This window comes from Aquimarina sp. (assembly GCF_977115655.1).
On record NZ_CDSBKO010000020.1, the window covers coordinates 25,077 to 47,617 of the forward strand.

16 protein-coding genes are annotated in these 22,541 nt (G+C 30.9%); 11 read left to right on the forward strand and 5 right to left on the reverse strand.

The features are described 5' to 3' along the window. Positions 1-138 precede the first annotated feature (138 nt). Positions 139-2,592: a leucine-rich repeat domain-containing protein gene (locus ACZIYX_RS10305; RefSeq protein WP_462682148.1), complete on the forward strand. Its 2,454-nt coding sequence runs from the start codon at positions 139-141 to the stop codon at positions 2,590-2,592. Between the two features lie 96 nt (positions 2,593-2,688). On the opposite strand, the gene ACZIYX_RS10310 is transcribed toward ACZIYX_RS10305, so the two are convergent. The 4 genes from ACZIYX_RS10310 to ACZIYX_RS10325 all read right to left on the reverse strand — a co-directional run bounded on the left by ACZIYX_RS10310 (position 2,689) and on the right by ACZIYX_RS10325 (position 5,328). After that, complete coding sequence (locus tag ACZIYX_RS10310; RefSeq protein WP_462682149.1) at positions 2,689-3,378, reverse strand: ArsR/SmtB family transcription factor; 690 nt, start codon at positions 3,376-3,378, stop codon at positions 2,689-2,691. Between the two features lie 428 nt (positions 3,379-3,806). Then, positions 3,807-4,277: a DinB family protein gene (locus tag ACZIYX_RS10315; protein WP_462682150.1), complete on the reverse strand. Its 471-nt coding sequence runs from the start codon at positions 4,275-4,277 to the stop codon at positions 3,807-3,809. 173 nt (positions 4,278-4,450) lie between these two features. After that, a complete protein-coding gene (locus ACZIYX_RS10320) occupies positions 4,451-4,846 on the reverse strand; it encodes an amino acid-binding ACT domain-containing protein (protein ID WP_462682151.1) in 396 nt (131 codons plus the stop codon). Between the two features lie 14 nt (positions 4,847-4,860). Further along, the gene (locus ACZIYX_RS10325) at positions 4,861-5,328 is read right to left on the reverse strand and encodes an OsmC family protein (protein WP_462682152.1); all 468 of its coding nucleotides are present in this window, start codon (positions 5,326-5,328) and stop codon (positions 4,861-4,863) included. Between the two features lie 503 nt (positions 5,329-5,831). Between ACZIYX_RS10325 and ACZIYX_RS10330 the strand changes: the two genes are divergently transcribed. Next, positions 5,832-6,626 (forward strand): sugar-binding protein, encoded by a 795-nt coding sequence (locus ACZIYX_RS10330; RefSeq protein WP_462682153.1) that lies wholly within the window; start codon positions 5,832-5,834, stop codon positions 6,624-6,626. A gap of 4 nt (positions 6,627-6,630) precedes the next feature. Continuing rightward, positions 6,631-7,791: an MFS transporter gene (locus tag ACZIYX_RS10335; protein WP_462682154.1), complete on the forward strand. Its 1,161-nt coding sequence runs from the start codon at positions 6,631-6,633 to the stop codon at positions 7,789-7,791. A 12-nt stretch (positions 7,792-7,803) separates the two neighbouring features. On the opposite strand, the gene ACZIYX_RS10340 is transcribed toward ACZIYX_RS10335, so the two are convergent. Further along, positions 7,804-8,334, reverse strand: a complete 531-nt coding sequence (locus ACZIYX_RS10340) for an RNA polymerase sigma factor (protein ID WP_462682191.1) — start codon at positions 8,332-8,334, stop codon at positions 7,804-7,806. Positions 8,335-8,492: 158 nt separating this feature from the next. Here ACZIYX_RS10340 and ACZIYX_RS10345 point away from each other — a divergent pair, with 158 nt between their 5' ends. The 8 genes from ACZIYX_RS10345 (at position 8,493) to ACZIYX_RS10380 (ending at position 22,450) form a co-directional block, all read left to right on the forward strand. Beyond that, the gene (locus ACZIYX_RS10345) at positions 8,493-9,647 is read left to right on the forward strand and encodes a FecR family protein (RefSeq protein WP_462682155.1); all 1,155 of its coding nucleotides are present in this window, start codon (positions 8,493-8,495) and stop codon (positions 9,645-9,647) included. Positions 9,648-9,770: 123 nt separating this feature from the next. Then, a complete protein-coding gene (locus tag ACZIYX_RS10350; RefSeq protein WP_462682156.1) occupies positions 9,771-13,481 on the forward strand; it encodes a SusC/RagA family TonB-linked outer membrane protein in 3,711 nt (1,236 codons plus the stop codon). Between the two features lie 12 nt (positions 13,482-13,493). Further along, a complete protein-coding gene (locus tag ACZIYX_RS10355; RefSeq protein WP_462682157.1) occupies positions 13,494-14,978 on the forward strand; it encodes a RagB/SusD family nutrient uptake outer membrane protein in 1,485 nt (494 codons plus the stop codon). A gap of 28 nt (positions 14,979-15,006) precedes the next feature. Next, entirely contained in the window at positions 15,007-15,855 is an 849-nt protein-coding gene (locus tag ACZIYX_RS10360) for a zinc-binding metallopeptidase (protein ID WP_462682158.1), read from the forward strand. A gap of 15 nt (positions 15,856-15,870) precedes the next feature. Continuing rightward, the gene (locus ACZIYX_RS10365; protein WP_462682159.1) at positions 15,871-17,247 is read left to right on the forward strand and encodes a DUF4302 domain-containing protein; all 1,377 of its coding nucleotides are present in this window, start codon (positions 15,871-15,873) and stop codon (positions 17,245-17,247) included. A 233-nt stretch (positions 17,248-17,480) separates the two neighbouring features. Then, entirely contained in the window at positions 17,481-19,016 is a 1,536-nt protein-coding gene (locus ACZIYX_RS10370) for a nuclear transport factor 2 family protein (RefSeq protein WP_462682160.1), read from the forward strand. Between the two features lie 157 nt (positions 19,017-19,173). After that, positions 19,174-20,508 carry a M28 family peptidase gene (locus tag ACZIYX_RS10375; RefSeq protein ID WP_462682161.1) on the forward strand — a complete coding sequence of 445 codons (1,335 nt, stop codon included), beginning with the start codon at positions 19,174-19,176 and terminating at the stop codon, positions 20,506-20,508. A 319-nt stretch (positions 20,509-20,827) separates the two neighbouring features. Then, entirely contained in the window at positions 20,828-22,450 is a 1,623-nt protein-coding gene (locus ACZIYX_RS10380; protein ID WP_462682162.1) for a M1 family metallopeptidase, read from the forward strand. Positions 22,451-22,541: the final 91 nt, after the last annotated feature.

Below are 22,541 nucleotides of genomic sequence, written 5' to 3' on the forward strand. Positions count from 1 at the left end.
TAAATTTTCTCATTACAAATTATTATCATTTTGTAGTCCTCCCTTTCAACTATTGTTTTAAACTTATCATAACTATAAAAAAAACAAAGTACTACAGGAATAATTGTACATTTGCTATATACACTAAAAAATTCCTACATGAAAAAAACCTATCTTTTATTAACCTTAGTACTGTTTGCATTTCCTATTTTCTCTCAAACAGTAAATATCCCTGATGCTAAATTTAAAAAAGCTCTTCTTGATAATGTAAAAATAAACACTAATGGAGATACCGAAATACAGGTACAAGAAGCCATTGCTTTTACAGGAGGGTTAAATTTATATAATAAAGATATTTACGATTTAACAGGGATTGAAGCTTTTACCAATATCACGAGTATAAATGCTTCTTCGAATCATATTTCTAAAATCGATATTTCTAAAAACACTGCATTAACAGGACTAGGATTAAATCAAAATAATCTTTCTATTATTGATATCACAAATAATACAAAGTTAACTTCATTACATATAAATGATAATAATATTATAAATATTGATCTTTCAAAAAACACTGCCTTAAAGGTGTTTTCTTGTGATAATAATAATATCAAAAACTTAGACCTATCTAATACTATTTCTTTAGAATATATTTATGCTGCCAAAAACAAAATAAGTAGTCTAGATGTTACCAAATTAACTAGTCTAAAAAGTTTAGTAATTTATAACAATCTAATAGTAGATTTGGATCTATCCAAAAATATTAGTTTAACATATCTGTTATGTAATCAGAATATGATTACTAAATTAGATGTTTCAAAAAATACACTGTTAGAAACTTTAGGATGCGAATATAATAGTATAACTTCTTTAATATTACCTTCCTCAAATAGTTTAAAAAAATTGAGCTGTAATAATAATTCTTTATCATCTATTGATATTACTGCACTTACAAATTTAGAAGTATTAACTTGTTCTTCTAACAAACTAACCGATTTAGATATCTCTAAAAACATCCTTTTAACTTCTTTAACCTGCGGATTTAACCTTCTTAAAGAATTAGACCTGTCCAAACAAAATAAGCTAATTTATTTACATGGTGATAATAATAAAAACCTGGCATTTGTAAATTTTAAAAATACCAACAACACTGGAGTTACTGGATTTTATCTAAGAAATATTGACCCTAATGCTAAAATATGTGTAGATGACATAGCTTATGCTAACCAAAATTTTACAAATATTGATATAACAACAACTTTTGTTGATTTATGTATAAAAGAAGATATTGTAAATATCCCTGATGCTAAATTTAAAAAAGCTCTTCTTGATAATGTAAAAATAAACACTAATGGAGATACCGAAATACAGGTACAAGAAGCCATTGCTTTTACAGGAGGGTTAAATTTATATAATAAAGATATTTACGATTTAACAGGGATTGAAGCTTTTACCAATATCACGAGTATAAATGCTTCTTCGAATCATATTTCTAAAATCGATATTTCTAAAAACACTGCATTAACAGGACTAGGATTAAATCAAAATAATCTTTCTATTATTGATATCACAAATAATACAAAGTTAACTTCATTACATATAAATGATAATAATATTATAAATATTGATCTTTCAAAAAACACTGCCTTAAAGGTGTTTTCTTGTGATAATAATAATATCAAAAACTTAGACCTATCTAATACTATTTCTTTAGAATATATTTATGCTGCCAAAAACAAAATAAGTAGTCTAGATGTTACCAAATTAACTAGTCTAAAAAGTTTAGTAATTTATAACAATCTAATAGTAGATTTGGATCTATCCAAAAATATTAGTTTAACATATCTGTTATGTAATCAGAATATGATTACTAAATTAGATGTTTCAAAAAATACACTGTTAGAAACTTTAGGATGCGAATATAATAGTATAACTTCTTTAATATTACCTTCCTCAAATAGTTTAAAAAAATTGAGCTGTAATAATAATTCTTTATCATCTATTGATATTACTGCACTTACAAATTTAGAAGTATTAACTTGTTCTTCTAACAAACTAACCGATTTAGATATCTCTAAAAACATCCTTTTAACTTCTTTAACCTGCGGATTTAACCTTCTTAAAGAATTAGACCTGTCCAAACAAAATAAGCTAATTTATTTACATGGTGATAATAATAAAAACCTGGCATTTGTAAATTTTAAAAATACCAACAACACAAGGGTTATTGGGTTTTATATGAGAAATATCGCTCCTAATGCTAAAATATGTGTAGATGACATAGCTTATGCTAACCAAAATTTCACTAACAAAGATACTCTTACTTATTTCACAAGTTTTTGCAACAAAGGTTCTAATGATAATGATTTAAAAAACATTGTTAAAATACACCCAGTCCCATTTATAGATAAGCTGACTATTAAAGGAGTAGAAAACCAAAATGATTCCAGAATATATATATATTCAGCAAGTGGAAAACAATTCTCTGTTGAAAAAACAATAATTGATAATGAGTCATTAAGTTTTGATTTAAATAAAATTCCTAAAGGAGTTTATTTTGTTAAAATTATAGTAGATAATAAAGTTATAGTGAAAAAAATAATTAAGAAATAAATTTTCAAATCACAATAGTTAAAAATAAATACAGAGGTTTTTCAACCTCTGTATTTATTTTATAGAGAGTATAAAAGAATTCTTCTAAGACAAGTTTTAAATTTCTAAATCCAAATATTTCTTAATCTCTGCTCTTCCTTTTGCTGTAAACACTACTCCTCTAGAATTTTTTATTTTACGTATCCAGTCTTTTTCTATCATAATAGTTAGTAATGATGCTCCTACTGCTCCCGCGATATGATGCCTACGTTCACTCCAATCCATACAAGGGTGAGCAAAAGATCGTTTTTGTAAAATTAATTGATCCATATCAATACCTACAGAATCAAACCAAGATTTTCCTAAGGAAGTTACTTTGTATGTTTTTTCAAAAAGGTCTATGATTCCATTAGCAAGTAAAGCATCTGTAATTTTAACACCAACCTCCCCTGCTAAATGATCATAACAGGTTCTGGCATAAGTAATATCATTTTGTTCTGGTTTTTTAGTTTTTTTAACCTTTTCACTCACAGATACTAAACTTGCCATAGATTCGATAACCTGAGCAACTTCAGAACTTGCATATCTATAATATCTGTGCCTTCCTTGTTTTTCTACCTGTAATATATTTGCTTCTATTAACTTTTTAAGATGATTACTCGCAGCTTGTGCTGAAACATTTGCACAGGTAGAAAGTTCCATTGCTGTATATGCTCTGCCATCTAGTAAGCACCAAAGCATGGCAGAACGAGACTTATCTCCCAAAAGAGAAGCTATTTCAGAAAATTTGATTTCAAATTCTTCCATATATTAAACCTATAGTATTTATTATAAAGTACCTAAGTAATTTAATATTTTTTACTTCATTAATACCTAAAAACAGATATACAACCCTTATAGATTCTTTGAATTATTAATAGTAACTTCAGATCTTCCACTAGAACCCCAGAATGATCCACAGTAACTTTTGATGTTCCACTAAAGGTGCAGAATGATCCACAGTAACTTTTGATGTTCCACTAAAGGTGCAGAATGATCCACAGTAAATTCAGATCTTCCACTAAAGGTGCAGAATGATCCACAGTAACTTTTGATGTTCCACTAGAGCCCCAGAATCATCCACAGCAACTTTTGATGTTCCACTAAAGGTGCAGAATGACCCACAGTAACTTCGGATCTTCCACTAAAGGTGCAAAATGATCCACAGTAAGTTTAGTTCCTTCTCTATCCTATTATTAATCCCATATTACAGAACATTCCATCCTTAACGTCCTTAAATATCCTAACATCTGCCCGATATGCACAGATTCATGAAATGCAATTCTATTAAGGTAATCTCCAAGCTTTTTACTCTGCCCTACTTCTGTTCTTTCTATCTTTATATTTTCGAGATCAGATTCTGCAAGCCCATATATCATTTGTAAAAAACTATTTCTATATTTTTCAGCCATTTCTAATTCAAACTCTAAGTCTATATACTTTAAGTCAGTCCACGGGGATATATAATCGCCCAAATTACCTCTATTATCAATTATTTTATGAAATAAATGTTCACTTTCAAGCACATGTCTTATCATTTGGATACTAGTAAATGCATCTTTATCCGGTTTCCAGTATAAATAATCTTTTGGTATTTTTTTCCATAGTTTAATACTTCGTCTTCTTGTCTCGGTAAAATTTAATACTATAACTTGAATAGAATTCATAAAATTTCTTATTTAGTGTTTGGTCGGAAATAGACGAATTTCAGGATTTGAAAGATTTTTGATAAAATTTTTATTTTATTTCTGAAAGTAAATACTTTATTATCAAATAACTAAAAAAGCATAAATTTTGCAAAAAGAATCCAATTTGGTTTTGCTGTATTTCCGATCAGATATTAGTTATATATTCCTTTACTCCAATTATCAGAAACAACTTTCCCTTTTTCATAATCATCTACCACAAGTATTAATTGGTTATCATGATCGCTATATAAAACTTGTATATTAATCCCTGCCTGTTGCATGATACGAGTTATTTTTCCTAATTGCCCTGGTTGGTCCTGTTTTAATCGTTGTATCAATATTTTATTTTCTTTTATAACTTTAATATTGTTATTTTCTAAAACCTTTCTTGCTTTAGCTGCATCTTCAAAAAGAAAGTGAGCTGTTCCCGAGTCACCAGCTATCCATGCACCTCCTCCCTCAACACTTATCCGGGCACTTGCTAATACCTCTCCCATTTTTGCTAAAGCTCCGGGATGGTTTTCTAATTGTATTTCTAAATCTTTCATACTTTAAAATATATTTATTTAATTATTGGATGTATACTAATTTTTGATTGTATCGAATTTGCTATATAACATCTGGAATGAGCTACGTGATGCATTTTTTCTATTTGATCTGAAGAAGGTATTTCTAAGCTTGAAAAAACAACCTTTGGATTTAATATAATTTGGTGAATTGCCATTTTTCCTTTTTTGTTTTGACCTGTAGTCCCTATAACGGTATCTGTATACGACTCGACACTATAATTTTTATGTGCCGCAATAGAAAGAAAAAACAACATGTGGCAACTCGAAACAGATGCTAAAAAAGCTTCTTCTGGATCTACCGCAGAGGCATTAGACATAGGAACAGGAACAATTTCTGGAGAAGAAGAAGCTGCCAATTCTATCCCTCCATCAAAAAACCACTTATGTACTCTGCTATATTTTCCATCTTTAAATATTTCCTGCTTTTGTTTCTTCCAAAATATTTTTGCTGAATGCTTCATTTAGATTTCTATGGATTTTGAATGTTTTTTTGATTTTCTTATTGTAAAAGTAAAACAGATCGTTTTTATTCATTTCATTCTATAATGAAGTATGAAATTTATTATGCTGTAAAAAAAATTGTTCCTTAGTTTAAAATACACTTCTAAAAATATTTTTTCTTCAATCCAAGCCTCCTTTAACGAGATATTCTATACAGTAGATCAAGAAACAGTTATTTTGGATTTACCCCAGAAATTATTAATTATAATAATGAACTCATCTTAACTTTTTGTTTTTAACCGAAAATGAGTTGAAATTTGACCAGATGAGGCACTTTTTGAAAGCCATAGCAGCGCTACGGGTAAGAAAAGTAACGAAATATGGGTAAATTTCAGCCATTTTTTTAGGAAATAGAAAAAGTCAAGATGAGTTTAATAAATATCAATTAGTTATTTACCCTCTATATCTTATTTCTAAATTATGTTCCTTACTTTTATCTGGATTATAAGATTACATCTTACCTATGAAAAGAATATCTTTTTTTTGTGTTTTATTATGTATTACTTTCAGTTGTAAAAAAAATCAACCTCCATTTACACAAAACCTACTTGCAATTTCTGATACAAAAGCAGTAGTGCCTATTAAAAAAGTGGATCATCAGATTAGAGAAATCCATCAGGCGATAATTGTACCTAAACTTGATGGTGAAATGAACGATCCTGCATGGAAAGAAGCTATTTGGTATAGTTTTGATCAAAAATGGTTAGGAGAAGCCTATACTTTTAATGATTTTTTTGGGAGATATAAAATAACCTGGACTCCTGAAGCTTTATATATACTTGTTGAAATTAAAGATGATGTTTTATACGATCAATATAAAGATCCTTTAAAATTATGGTGGGACGATGATTGCATAGATATATTTATTGATGCAGATAATTCTGGCGGAAACCACCAATACTCTAACAATGCATTTGCTTATCACATCGCTCTAGATGGTAATGTAGTAGACTCAGACAAAAATAAAAAACCTATACTGCTTAACAATCATGTAAATTCTAAAAGAAAAACCAATGATGATGTATCGGTATGGGAGTTTGAAGTTGTTATTTATGATGATACGTATACCGAAGAAAAAATAAATGACCCTCTTATACTAAAAAAAGATCAAAAAATGGGGTTTGCTATTGCTTATAATGATAATGATGGCAGTAATGAAAGAGAAAATTATATTGGCTCTGTTTTTATTCCCGGAGAAGAAAAAAATTTAGCAGGCATTAATGCAGATGTTTTTGGTACTATAATCTTAAAAGAATAACCTATTGAAGCCTAAATTTTACATATTACCTGTAATCATTATTTCGCAATTTTTTTGCACATCACTTTGGTTTGCAGGCAATGCGGTAATTGATGATCTCGCTTCTCAATTTAATGTTGGTTTTAATATACTTGGGTATCTTTTATCGTTTGTACAATTTGGTTTTATAACAGGTACGCTTACTTTTGCTTTATCCTCACTTGCCGATCGGTTTTCTCCATCCAGGATATTTATGATTTGTGCTTTTTTGGGTGGATTATCTAATTTATTTTTGTTGATTCCCGACATAACCGTATTTAACTTATTGACTGCCAGATTTGGCACTGGTTTTTTTCTGGCAGGAATATACCCTATTGGTATGAAAATAGCTTCAGATTATTATAAAGATGGTTTAGGAAAAGCGTTGGGTTATCTGGTTGGGGCTTTAGTTTTAGGAACTGCATTTCCTCACCTAATAAATGAGTTTTCCTGGAGTAGTGATTATAGAGCTGTTATCATAAGCACATCTGTATTAGCATTTACAGGTGGTTTAACCATGTGGCTTTTGGTTCCTGATGGTCCTTACAGAAAATTAATTTCAAAATTTCAACTTGGTATCGTAACCCAGCTTTTTAATATATCTAGTTTTAAAAAGGCTGCCTTTGGATATTTTGGTCACATGTGGGAGCTATATGCCTTTTGGGGATTTGTTCCTTTAATGCTTAAAACCTATGCAAATAACCAATTTATAGAGCTTCAAATTTCTTTCTGGTCATTTATTATAATAGCTGGCGGAGTAGTTTCTTGTATACTTGGCGGATTGATTTCTTTAAAAACAGGAAGTAAAAAAATAGCGTACAATTCGTTATTAATTTCTGGATTATTTTGTCTTATTTCTCCCCTGCTTTTTCAATTGCCTCCTGAATTGTTTCTGGCTTCATTGTGTATATGGGGTATGCTTGTAATTTCAGATTCTCCTCAGTTTTCTACCATGGTAGCCGCTTCTGCTCCTCCAGAACTAAGAGGTACTGCATTAACCATAGTTAATTGTATTGGATTTGCTATAACTATTATAAGTATTCAGCTTCTCTCTTTTTTAACAGAAATATTTGATAATCCCTTAGTTTACATAATTTTATGTATAGGTCCTATTTTAGGTGTATATGCTTTACGAAGTAAATTTTAATTTCTCAAGAAGTTATGCTTTTTCTAATGCTTCTTTAATTCTAGACATGGCTTTTGACATCTGTGCTTCTACAGTTTTAACAGATATATCCAACTGTTCTGCTACTTCCCGATACTTAAACCCCTGAATTTTATTAAGTAAAAAAATCTCTTTGCATTTGGGAGGAAGCTTATCAATTTCTACCTGGACGCGATTGATTTGAGAAGCAACAAAATCTTCATCTTCTTCTATAAAAACATCTAAAGCTTCTTTTTGAACTTGTTGTATATAATTAAACTCTTTTTTGTTTTTTTTATATGTGTCTATCAATTCATTATAACAAGATTTGTACAGGTAATTTTTTACAGAGGTAGTAATATTCAATTTTTCTCTGTTTTTCCAAATCTTAAGCATAACATTTTGAACTATATCTTCTGCCAGCAGTTTATCTCTGGATAAAGTAAAGACATAGCTACACAACTCGTTATAGTGCATTTCATATAAATACCTATATACAAATTCGTTTCCTTTTTTAAGTTCTTCTATTTGGGTAGTATTCTTTATAGCAACCTTTTTTTAACTCATTTTTAAACTCTATCCTATAATAATTAACACAAACTTTGCATAAATAATAAAAAAAACACTCTCTAGTGTAAGGGTATTTCATTTTTTTTAAGTCTTACCTATAAATAAGCCAATAATTCAAAATAAAAAATAAAGGTTTGGATACAGATCAAATACTAAAATACATAAATAATGAGATGTCTCAACTCGAAAAAATCGAGTTTGAGAAACTTCTTAAAGATAAAAAAAATCTAGACCTGTTAAAAGAGTATACCATTACGGATCATTATATTCAATTAAGCAAAAAAGATTTTGATTATCAAAAAGCATCCTTGTTACTTCACGAGCAAATACAAAATACAAAAACCATTACTAATACTCATAAAAATAAACGTAATAATTACTTAAAATATGCAGCTGTTTTTGTGGGGATTTTAATTAGCACCTCTTTATATTTTTATAACAATATTTTATTAGACAATAATCAAATTATTAATGAGGTTACATTGCAACAAGACAATGGAAGTATGGAAACCATTAAAGAAAATGATTTATTTAAAGAGATCAAGAATGAAAACGGAGTTGTTTTAGGAGTTCAGAAAAAAAACAAAATCGTTTACAAAAATGAAAAAGATAGTTTAGCCAAAACAAAATTAAGTATCAATACTTTAAAAGTTCCTTACGGTAAAAAATTTCAATTGGTATTGTCTGATGGCACAATTGTTCATGTAAACGCTGGTTCTACATTAAAATTCCCTACACAGTTCATTTCTGGAAGAGTTCGTGAAGTTGAATTATCCGGGGAGGCATACTTTGAAGTCACTAGAAATGAAAAAGATCCGTTTATTGTATCTACCAATGGAATTAAGACAGAAGTTTTTGGAACAAAGTTTAATGTTTCCTCTTATGCAAATGATCCTTTTTCTGAAGTTGTTCTTGTAGAGGGTAGTGTTGGGGTCTTTAAAGATAAGAAGAGGTTTGATAAGAAAAATGATACTTTTCTTAAACCTAATCAAAAAGCCAGCCTTTTAAAATCAAATAAAGACTTAGCGATTTCTGAAGTAAAAACAGAAAATTATATAGCCTGGGTAGATGGAGTATTATTATTTAAAAACGAGAGTTTTGAAAATATTATGAAAAAACTGGAAAGAGCTTATGACAAAAAAATAATCATCAATTATCAAAAAATAAAAACGGAAAAGTTCACAGGTCGGTTCGATATAGAGGGTATAGAAGATGTGCTAAAAACATTTAAAAGCAACACTTTCTTTAACTTTAATATCAAAGAAAATGAAATAATTATTAACCCTTAAAAATCAAAAAAGAATGGTTATAGAATAACTATAAGAATAAAAATCGAGAAATGCTGCAACATCTCCCGATTTTAGAGTAAGCGTAATTTAACAATGGTTCAATCATTAAATCATATTAAAAATATGAAAAAAAATAGACAGAACCGTACAAATGGTGCGGTAAAATTAATATTTAATTTAAAAATGAGGCTCACGATACTACTTATTATTTTGTCTCTATTTAGAATAAATGCAAATACTTATTCTCAAAACACTAAGATAACCTTGGATGTAAAAGATTTTACAATCGAAAAAGTGTTTGATTTAATTCAGAAAAAAACAGAATTCAAGGTGTTTTTTAAAGGTGCCGAGGTAAATACTCAGCGAAAAATATCTCTTAAGGTTTCTAACAAGAGAGTAGAATATATTTTAGATAAAATTTTTAAAAACACGGATGTTTCCTATAAAATAGTAGATAAACAAATTGTATTAATAAAAAAACCTATCGATACTAATTATACTATTCCTATTAAAAAGCAACCTCAAACTGCTCTTGTAAAACCACAAGAAGGTATTGAGATTAAAGGACAAGTTGTAGATAAAAACGGACTACCTATTCCTGGTGCTACTGTATCTATACAGGGTACAACAAAAGGTGTAGTTACCGATTTTGATGGTAATTTTAACATGCGGGTTTCTGTAGCAGATGTTCTTAAAATAGAAAGTCTTGGTTTTGAAACACAAACTATTACTATCAAAGATAAAAGCAAAAATGATTTCAATATAGTATTAACTCAAAATATTGAAGATCTTGAAGAAATAGTGATAACTGGGTATCAAAACATTCAAAAGAAATTTTTCACTGGTGCTTCTCAATCTCTAAAAGCTGAAGAGATTAAACTAGAAGGTGTACCAGATATTTCTAGATCTTTAGAAGGACGAGCAGCGGGTGTTACAATACAAAACGTTACTGGTACTTTTGGTGCTACACCAAGAATAACAATCAGGGGATCATCGTCTATTCTTGGAGATACAAAACCAATTTGGATTATAGATGGCGCTATTCAGGAAGAAATAGTAAATGTATCTTTAAATGATCTAGTATCAGGAGATTCAAGTACATTATTAAGTTCCGCAGTTGCTGGATTAAATGGTTCTGATATTGCAAGCATAGAAATATTAAAAGATGCATCTGCAACTGCATTATATGGAGCTCGGGCATTAAATGGTGTTGTGGTAATCACTACAAAATCAGGGAAGAGAAATGAAAAAACAACTGTTAGCTACTCTGCCGAATATTCTGTAAGGTCACGACCAACCTATGGGCAATTTGATTTACTAAATTCTCAGGAAACCGTTTCTATTTACAGAGAACTAGAATCTAAAGGATATTTAAGTCTTGCATCCAGTTTACAAGGAAGATTTGGGGGTGTATATAATCAAATGTATAGAGCGATTAATACTTTTAATCCAGAAACTAACTCTTTTCTACTTGCCAATACTTCTCAAGCTAAATCTCAATTTTTACAACAATATGAGTTAGCCAATACAGATTGGTTTAAAACATTATTTAGAGAAAGCTTAACTCAAAATCACTCCATAAGTTTTTCAGGAGGTGGTGAAAGTTCTTCTCATTATTCTTCTATCGGATATTTTACTGATCCAGGATGGACCATTGCCGATCGTGTAAGAAGACTTACTGGAAACATCAGAAACACATATTATCTTGGAAACAGATATAAAGTAACTACTTTGGTACAGGGATCATATAGAGATCAAAATGCACCAGGTGCATTTGACAGGTTGTCTGATGTTGTAAATGGTGGGTTTGATAGAGATTTTGACATTAACCCATTCAGTTATGCACTTAATACGAGTCGTGCCCTTAGGCCAAGAGATAATGATGGGAATCTTGAATTTTTCAGATATAACTGGGCTCCGTTTAATATCATAAATGAAATTGAAAATAATACTACAGAATTAACAGTACTTGATTTAAAAATTCAAGGAGAGTTTGAAGCCAAAATCAATGACAATCTAAAGTATAACTTTTTAGGTACATCAAGATATGCAACTTCTGCAAATGAGCATAAAGCAACAGAAAATTCTAACGTTGCAGCTGCATACAGAGCTAATGAAACTACAATTGTAGAGGATGCCAACACTTTTCTATTTCAAGACCCTGATCAACCTAATGCAAGACCGCAGGTAGTATTACCTTATGGGGGTATTTATACCAGAAGAGACAATAAGATCATCTCTTACAATTTCAGAAACACACTAGATTATACAAAAAATATAACCGAAAAAAGTGATATTAGAGTATATCTAGGACAAGAATTTAGATTTACCAACAGAGAAGAAAGCCTTAGTCGTGGATTTGGTTATCAGTTCGATAAAGGCGGTACCCCATTTACAAATCCTAATATAATTGATAAAGTAATATTAGACGGTGGTAACTATTTTGGTTTAGAACAGACCAGAGAAAGAGGAGCTACTTTCTTTGCTACAGCAACATATTCTTTTAATGAAAAGTACGTTTTAAATCTTACAGGTAACTATGAAGGGTCAAACAGAGCTGGTAAATCATCTAGTGCTAGATGGCTACCTACTTATAATATTGGTGCTAAATGGAATATTGATCAAGAACCTGTTATTCAAAAAATAGATTGGATTTCAAAACTTGCTTTTAGACCTAGTTATGGACTTGTTGGATTACTTGCCGATAATGTTAGTAATAACTTAGCCGTTTTCAAAAATGTAGTTACGGATCGTTTAAATCCTAATACACGTGAAAATGCAATAAATATAGATGCTTTACAAAACACAGAATTAACTTGGGAAAAGACATTCGAGCTTAACCTTGGTTTAGAAGCTGGTTTCTTTAACAATAGAATTTCTTTGGTTACGGATGTATATTTTAGAAAAGGTGAAGACCTAATTGATGAAATCAGAACTTCAGGAATTGGCGGGCAATCAATTAAACTTGCCAACAACGCCTCTATGAATACTAATGGTATAGAATTCCAGCTAAATACTCAGAACATTATTACTCCTAATTTCAAGTGGGAAACAACTCTTAATGTTGCTTATTTTGAACAGGAAATTACTGAATTAGAACAAAAACCAAATGTATTTGATTTAGTATCAAGCACAGGAGGTAATGCTATTGGTTTTCCAAGAGGATCTTTATTTTCGTTTCAGTTTGACAAACTAGATGATAGAGGGTTACCAACTTATGTTTTTAATGATGATAGAGATCCAGTTTCTGGTGTTGATTTCCAAGAAGTAGAAGACATTCAGGAATATCTTAAGTTTGAAGGATCTGTTGAGCCAAACTTAACAGGTGGACTTGCTAACAATTTCACTTATCAGAATTGGGATTTAAGTTTCTTCGTTACATTCTCTGCTGGAAACAAAATCAGATTAGATCCTTACTATTCATCTACTTATAATGATTTATCTGTTTTCCCTACAGAATTTGCGAATAGATGGCTATCCCCTGGAGATGAAAACACTACAAACATCCCAGTTATACCGTCAAGAAGATTGGCAAATGAAGTTGGAATTAATCAAATTGGGAGAGCATATAATGCATATAATTTCTCTACAGAAAGAATTGCTGATGGGGATTTTATAAGAATGAAAAACATTTCTTTATCCTATACTTTTCCAAAAACTGCTATTGATAGAATTGGGTTATCAAATCTAAAAATGACGTTTCAGTCAACAAATCCATTCTTGATTTATTCTGATGACGCATTAAAAGGTCAGGATCCTGAATTCTTTAGAGCGGGAGGTGTTGCTTACCCAATTGCTAAACAATATACTGTATCATTAAATCTTGGATTTTAAAAAGAAATGATTATGAAAACAAACATCAAATTAATTGGTATAAGTCTATTAACATTATTTATAATATCTTCTTGTGAGGATTCATTAGATGAAATACCAGATAATAGAACACAAATTGATACTGCTGAAAAAATTGCAGAATTAATTACACTTGCTTATCCAGCAGGTACCTATGCGCCTTTTTTAGCCCCAATGACCGATAATGCAGATGATAAAGGCCCTACAGCAAATGAACGAAGAGTAAATACAGAAATGTATTTTTGGAGAGATGTAAATGATAACGATACAGATTTTCCTACCGATTATTGGAATGAGTGCTATGAAGCCATATCACAAGCTAATCATGCTTTACAGGCTATCGAAGATTTAGGAGGTGGTAGTGAGTTTAATCATTTAAAAGGAGAAGCTTTAATAGCTAGAGCATATGCTCATTTTATGCTAGTGAATATCTGGTCCAAAACGTATGACCCTGCAACAGCAGGATCTGATTTGGGAATCCCTTATGTTATAGAACCAGAAAACATAGTAATTAAAGACTATAAAAGAGGAACTGTAAAAGAGGTTTATGAAAAAATAGAAGCTGATATCGAAGCAGGATTACCTTTGGTTACTAATGCTTATAAAATCCCTAAATTTCACTTTACAAAAAAAGCAGCAAATGCTTTTGCTTCTAGATTTTATTTATATAAAGGAGACTGGGAGAAAGTGGTAAAACATAGTAATGAGGTATTAGGTGATGCCCCAGCAGATCTTTTAAGAGACTGGAATGGTAAATACAGAAGTTTAACTTTTGCTCAGATCGGTAATGAGTATTCTTCAACAACAGAAGTTGCAAACCTATTAATTGTATCAGGAAATTCACTATATGCAAGAAATTATTCTGGTTCCAGATATCAGTTATCATCAGACTTGGCTACCAATCTTTTCTTTAATGGATCTCAGGTTAATGGTAAAGGATGGGGTTACCGTGTATTTGGTAATGACTTATTTCTTAACCTTCCTAAATATGTTGAATATTTCAGAACAACTAATGCAGCAGCTAATATTGGATTTGCTTTTCTTAATTCTGTACTATTAACTACAGATGAAGTTTTATTAAATAGAGCAGAAGCATACACTATGCTTGGTCAAATGGATAATGCTGTAAATGATATTAATGTGTTTTTATCAAAAAAAGTGAGAAATTATGATGCTTCTACCGATGTATTGACATTAGATCAACTTAATACCATACATTCTGTTGCAGAAGGTATTTATACTCCTTTTTATACTATTGAAGCAGAAAAACTTGCCCTAATAAATGGTATATCAGAATACAGAAGAAGAGAATTTCAGAATGAAGGATTACGTTGGTTTGACATTAGAAGATTTAATCTATCAGTCGTTCATGAAGATTTCTTTGACAATAAAAGCACTCTTACTAAAACGGATAACAGAAAACAATTACAGATTCCTGTAGATGCTCAAAGCTTTGGTTTGCAACCAAATCCTAGATAATATTAAATAATTTTAAGAATATATGATTATGAAAAAAATAGTAAAATGGATAACCATAGTTGCAATCATAGTAATAGTTATAAGTTGCGACAAAGGTGATAGTGTTGGATCTTCTCAAATCAGTACACAAGCTCCAGAATTATCTAGTCTGGATTCTTGGATAAAAGAAAATTTTGTTGATCCGTATAATATAGATATCCAATATAAGTGGAATGAAAATGAGATAGACTTAAATCGATATTTATACCCTCCAACAGAAGAAAATGTACAACCTCTATTAGAAGTTGTTAAAGCTGTATGGATTGATCCTTATACAACTTTAGGAGGAGATAATTTTATTAAATTTATTTCACCAAGACAGTTCACTCTAATTGGTGGTTTTAATTATAATCAGACCGGAACAATTACTCTGGGTATTGCAGAAGCAGGAACTAAAATCACATTGTTTAATGTAGATCAATTAGATTTAACAAATCTTGCTCTTACAAGAAGATACTTTAAAACTATCCAACATGAATATGCGCACATTTTAAATCAAACAAAACCGTTTGATCCTGACTATGGACAGGTAAATCCTCAAAATTATACTGCTCAATGGTTTAACAGAAGTATTGCTCAAGCAAGAGAACTAGGATATATTACCGATTATGCATCTAGTTCTGACACTGAAGATTTTGCAGAAATGGTAGCTACTATGTTAACAACTTCAAAAACTGAATTTGATGCCATTGTTGATGGTATTACAAGTGCTGAAGGCAAAGCTTTTATAAGAACAAAAGAACAATTTGTTGTTAAATATTTTAACGATGAATTTAATATAGATATATATGAACTGCAAGAGTTAGTAAATCAAAATACTTTAGACATTGTTAATTAATAAAATAAAGAAAAAATGGTTATAAAAGCATTAAATAAAATATGGTTTTGGTCATTGCTACTAGTTTTTTTCTCTTGTAGTAATGATGACAATGAAGTATTATTTGAAGGAACACCTAGTAGTAGAATTGAAGGACGCATAACAGAGCTTCAAAATTTACTTCTAACATCTCCTGATGGATATAAAGCTGTTTATTTCACTAAAAATGATAAATATGGTGGATTTACTTTTTATATGAAATTTAATAGTAATGGCACTGTAGATATGACCTCTGATGTTGATATTGAAACTGCAATTACTTCTAGTAAATACGAAATAAAGATGGGGTCTACCACAGAATTGTTTTTTTCTACACGTAATCACATCCATAAAGTATCAGATAGTAACACCCCTGGTCTTATCGGATCTGGATTTGAAGGAAACTCAAATTTCCAATACATTAAAAATGAAGGTGGAAAAATTATATTTAAAGAACCTCGACACGATGCTATTATAGTTTTCGAACCAGTAACAGCAGCAGAATGGGACAACGTTAATATTACTTTAGGGAGAAGATCAAGCCTTTTACCTACATCAACTACTTCAGTTTATCAAGCCTTAACCATTGAAGATGCTTCAGGTAATAAAACAGTATATACGTTTGATTACGATAGCTTGCGTCTTTATGCTAAATCCCAAAATCAATCAGATGGTAGTATTAAAGAAGTTTCTTATGGAATAGCTTATACTACAGAAGGGCTTGTAGTAAGCCCCGCAATAGAAATTGGAGGAAATACTTATGAAAACTTTATTTTTGACACCACATCGGGATCTTATGTTTCTGTAGTAGGTGGAAATAAAGCAATAATTGGTTTTATTAATCAACCTCCATTTATTCGTGATGATATTGATAAATTAACAACTGTTGGATTTAGAACATTCTCACACCGTGTTTCATGGGGGACAAGTCCTCGTACGTCTTTAGGCTTCAACAATCTAATAGAACAAGTTAATAATAACCTAATACCTGATGATGAGAGTTACAATAGATTTGAAATACAATTAGAAAATACGAACACAACAGGAACTGGTAATCCGGGAATTATCAACCTTTGGATTAATATGCGTGGTAATAATACAAATACTGGCTTTTGGGCCAATTATCGGTTTGGAGCCATTATAAGAGATAAAATTTTATATCTAACCTATTTAGGAACAGGAAATGGCAATGGTAATTATTATGAAGCTAAAGTACAGCCAATGCTTGATTTTTTTGCAAGTTCTAATGGATTGTACTTTGAAAACCATGGACGTTTTGAAACTAATACTAGCAATTTTACAAATACTTCAGCTTCATTTACCAGTTTAGAGAATCCTACTTTAAGAATTTATGGTCTTTTCTTTGGAAATTAATGTAACTCTTAAGAAGACTTTATGAAATTACATTTTAAATTCATAAAGTAACCATAAACAGACAAAAAACTATTGTTCCCCACAATAGCCTTTCTAACTCAACTTGCGAAAACCCAGAGGTAACTCTCTGGGTTTTTCATTTTTTATAATACCACAGTATAAAAACAAATATCACATTAACATTTACTTAAGAATAAAATCTATATTTCCTTGTACTTTAGAAAATAAAAACAATGAAAAATATTTTAGTTTTTTTAATTACTCTAATAACCTTTACTTCTCTAGCGCAAACCAATACAGAAATATATCTTTTTGATATCCTTAAAGAAGGAAAAAAACAGATCCTGCTTAATAAAAAAAATATATCTAATAACAATGGGTATGATAATCAACCATACATTATAGGGGACTCTATCGTTTTATTTTCCTCTACCAGAAACAACCAAACAGATATAGCCGCATATAATATCCAACAGACAAAATTAAACTGGATTACAAATACTAAAACCGGAAGCGAGTACTCTCCTGTAAAAATCCCTGATACAAATGATATTTCTGCCATTCGTCTTGACAAAGACGGCAAACAATTACTCTATAGGTACAATTATAAAACAGGGGATTCTAAAGTACTATTACCTGATCTAAAAGTAGGATACCATACCTGGTTTTCAAATAATATAGTTATTTCTTCGGTTCTGGAAAAGGATGGGTTATCATTAGTAATATCTAACTTAAACAACAATACAAACGATACCATTCAAAAACAAGTTGGCAGGTCGCTACATAAAATTCCAAATTCAAATTTGATTAGCTACATTAGTAAAGAAAATGAAATTTGGGAAATTAAATCTTTAGACCCTGTTGCAAAGTCTACAAAGACGATTATACATACAATTCCCAAAGCAGAAGATATGTGTTGGCTACCAGATGGCACTATCTTAATGGGAAAAGGAAACAGGATATTCAAATTTACTCCAAAAACAGATTCAGGATGGAGTACTTTTTATACTTTTATGGATAATGAAATCGGAAACATTTCAAGAATGGCAACAAACAGCAATGGAAATAAGCTCACGGTAGTATCTGAAATTTCTCCTGAGCATATTGTGCAAAAACAAATAGAAGCATACAACTCTCGTGATATTGAAGCTTTTATGGCTACTTATACTAAAGAAACTTCTATTTATACCTTTCCTAATACTCCTCGGTATGAAAATAAGGAAGCTATGCATCCTTATTATGAAAAAAAATTCAAAGAAGAACCTAATTTGAATTGTGAAATAAAACAACGTATCGTATATCAAAATAAAGTGATCGATGAAGAATATGTTACCTACAAAGATAAAAATGTAAAAGTAGCTCCCATCTATGAAGTAGAAAATGGAAAAATTGCTAAAGTAACTTTTATAAGACCGCAAGAAAACGCTAACGATGATATCGAAAAAAATGCCGAAAAAATAGTCCAAAAGCAATTAGACAGATATAACAACAGGGATATTGATGGATTTATGAATACGTATGCTAAGGATGTAAAAGTGTATGATTTCCCAAACAAACTTTTATATGAAGGTCAAGAAAAAATGAAAAAACAGTATGCCGGTTTCTTTAAAAATACTCCTGATCTACATTGTCAAATTAAAAATAGAATTGTGATGGGCAATACAGTTATAGATAAAGAATTTTTAACCATTAATGGAGAAAATCATAGTGCCATTGCTATTTACGAAGTAGTAAACAATAAAATTACTAAAGTAACTTTTATAAGATAACCCCTATTCTTATAAATATGTTAATACTAGTATATTAATTACCTCTTTTAATTAAATTCGACAAATCAATAACTAATATTCTCTTAAAAATATATCTCATTTTCGAGAGTATACCTCTGGTAATTAGAACTCTTAATGAGAAATTAAATCACTTGTAATGAAAATATTTTTTACTACTACCCTATTCCTGCTTTCTACTGCCTTAATAGCACAAACAGACTCTAAAATATATGATATTGTTAAGAATGTCTCTTCAAAACGTATAGAAAAAGACATAAAAATATTAGCCGGTTTTGGTACCCGTCATACACTTAGTGATACGCTTTCCACTACAAGGGGGATTGGTGCTGCCAGACGATGGATAAAATCAGAACTCGATAAAATATCTAACGAATGTAATAATTGCTTAGAAGTTTTTTATCAAAAAGACCTGGTTAAGCAAGGTACAAACCAACGTATTACAAAAGATGTATGGGTAGTAAATGTTGTTGCCATACAACGAGGAACAAAATACCCAAATAGATTTATCATGATGAGTGGGGACATAGACTCCAGGGTTACAGACCCTGCAGATTACACTTCAGATTCTCCGGGAGCCAATGATAATGCCACAGGTATGGCAGGAGCTATTGAAGCCGCAAGAGTACTATCCAGATATAAATTCGAAAACAGTATCATTTATGTAGGCTTATCCGGAGAAGAACAAGGCTTATTTGGTGGTCAAGGCTTGGCAAAGTATGCCAAACAAAAAAATTGGGATGTCATTGGGATTATGAATAACGATATGATCGGTAATATTAAAGGAGTAGATGGGGTTATTGATAATAGAACTTTTAGAATTTTTTCTGAGCCGGTTCCTGCCTCAGAAACCGAAAAACAAAGAAAATCACGACGATTTTATGGTGGCGAAGTAGACGGTATTTCCAGACAACTAGCCAGATATATCCACAAAAATGTAAAAACCTATATGCCAGAAATGAACCCCATGATGGTATACCGATTAGATCGTTTTGGGCGGGGTGGGCATCACAGACCATTTAATGATGCCGGGTATGCAGGCATAAGAATTATGGAAGCACATGAAAACTATACCCAGCAACACCAAAACATAAGAGAAGAAAACGGAATCCAATACGGGGATGTCGTAGAACATGTTAATTTTGACTATGCCGCAAAATTAACTGCTGTTAACGCTATTAATCTTGCCAGCATAGCATGGGCCCCTCCTGCTCCTTCCGAAGTTAAAATTGGGGGAATTGTAGAACCTTCTGTAAAGTTTACATGGAAAAAAATTAATGACCCCAATATTTTAGGATATAAAATATATTGGAGGGATACCACCTCTCCTATCTGGGATCATAGCAGGTTTGTAGGTAATGTTGATAATTTTATATTAGATGGTATTGTTATTGATAATTTCTTTTTCGGAATTGCCACTGTAGGAAAAAATGGACATGAAAGCCCTGTAGTATTCCCCTCAGAAGTATTTTAAAACAATCACAATAAAAGATGTTTTGTTTTTGATAAAAAACATCCTCTTATTTAGTAGAAACTATGAACTAAGTTAGAGAAAGTATCAACTGTCATGGCGAAAGCACCAACTAAGCTGTAAAAACTATTAACTAAGTTAGAGAAAGTATCAACTATCATGGCGAAAGCACCAACTAAGCTGTAGAAACTATTAACTAATTGTAAAAAACGTTAACTAAATACATTAAATTATTTACTAGTTTAGCACAAAAGCTAATTTGACAAACAAAATATAAATTATACTAATTCAATACAAAAACAAAATAAACATATTAAAAACAATGCATAAATTTTTCCTTTTTTTATTTCTCACAACTCAAATACAATTTTTATTTGCCCAGGAACTACAATTTACAAAACAAGACTCCCTGCGCGGATCTATAACTCCAGAACGAGAATGGTGGGATCTAATCTATTATCATCTGGATATCAAAGTAGATCCGGATAAAAAAACAATATCAGGAAAAAACACTATACAATACAAAGTTTTAAAAGAGCATAATGTGCTACAAATTGACCTTCAATCTCCTTTAAAGATTGAAAAAGCACTACAAAATGATAAAAAACTCGAAATAACCTCTATCGGTAACGCCTATTTTATAAAACTTACAGAACTTCAAAAAAAAGACGCTATACATACAGTAGATGTTTATTATAGTGGTAAACCTCGTGAAGCAGTTAATGCTCCTTGGGATGGAGGTATTTCCTGGAAAAAAGACACAAATAACAAGCATTTTATTGCCTCTTCCTGCCAAGGATTGGGTGCCAGTGTATGGTGGCCCAATAAAGACCACATGTATGATGAAGTAGACAGCCTTTTGATAAGTGTTAATGTCCCTAAAGATTTAATAAACGTTTCTAATGGAAGATTACGCAAAACGGAAGATCATAATGATAATACCAAAACATATCATTGGTTTGTAAGTAACCCCATTAATAATTATGGCGTAAATATTAATATTGGAGATTATGTGCGTTTTGGAGAAAAATATAAAGGGGAAAAAGGAATTTTGGACATGGATTACTATGTACTTAGAGACAATCTGGAAAAAGCTAAAAAACAATTTAAAGATGCCCCAAAAATGATGAAAGCTTTTGAGCATTGGTTTGGCCCCTACCCTTTTTATGAAGATAGTTTTAAACTGGTTGAAGTACCTTATCTCGGGATGGAGCACCAAAGTTCTGTTACCTACGGAAACAAATATGGTAACGGATATTTAGGAAACGACCTGTCAGGATCAGGATGGGGCATGAAATTTGATTTTATAATTATCCATGAATCCGGTCACGAATGGTTCGCAAATAATATCACTAATAAGGACATTGCAGACATGTGGGTGCATGAAAGTTTTACCGCATATTCTGAAAACCTGTTTTTGGATTATTACTATGGTAAAAAAGCCTCCTCAGAATATGTAATAGGAACCAGAAAAATTATTCAAAACGATATCCCTATTATTGGTACCTATAATGTAAATAAAGAAGGCTCCGGAGATATGTACTATAAAGGAGCAAATATGCTACATACACTTCGTCAACTTGTAGATGATGATGAAAAATGGAGAGCTATCTTAAGAGGCCTCAACAAAGAGTTTTATCATCAAACAGTAACCACAAAACAAATCGAAGAATATCTTTGCACTAAAACTAAAATCGATCTTACTACTTTTTTTGATCAATATCTTAGAACTATAAAAATTCCTACCCTGGAATATAGCTTAGAGAAAGGAAAACTAAAATACAGATATACAAATAGTATACAAGGGTTTGATATGCCAATACGTGTTTTTACAAATGATAGTTCACAGTGGATACAACCAAATGCTTCCTGGCAAACGATAGATTTTAAAGGAGATAAAATTACTGTCGACCCTAATTTTTATATAAATATAAATGCTCTATGATTTTGACAAACACAATAAAATATTCCTGAAATGTGTCACTAGCACCCGAAAGTTTACATAAAATTGATACCTAAACATTATAAACAGTTAA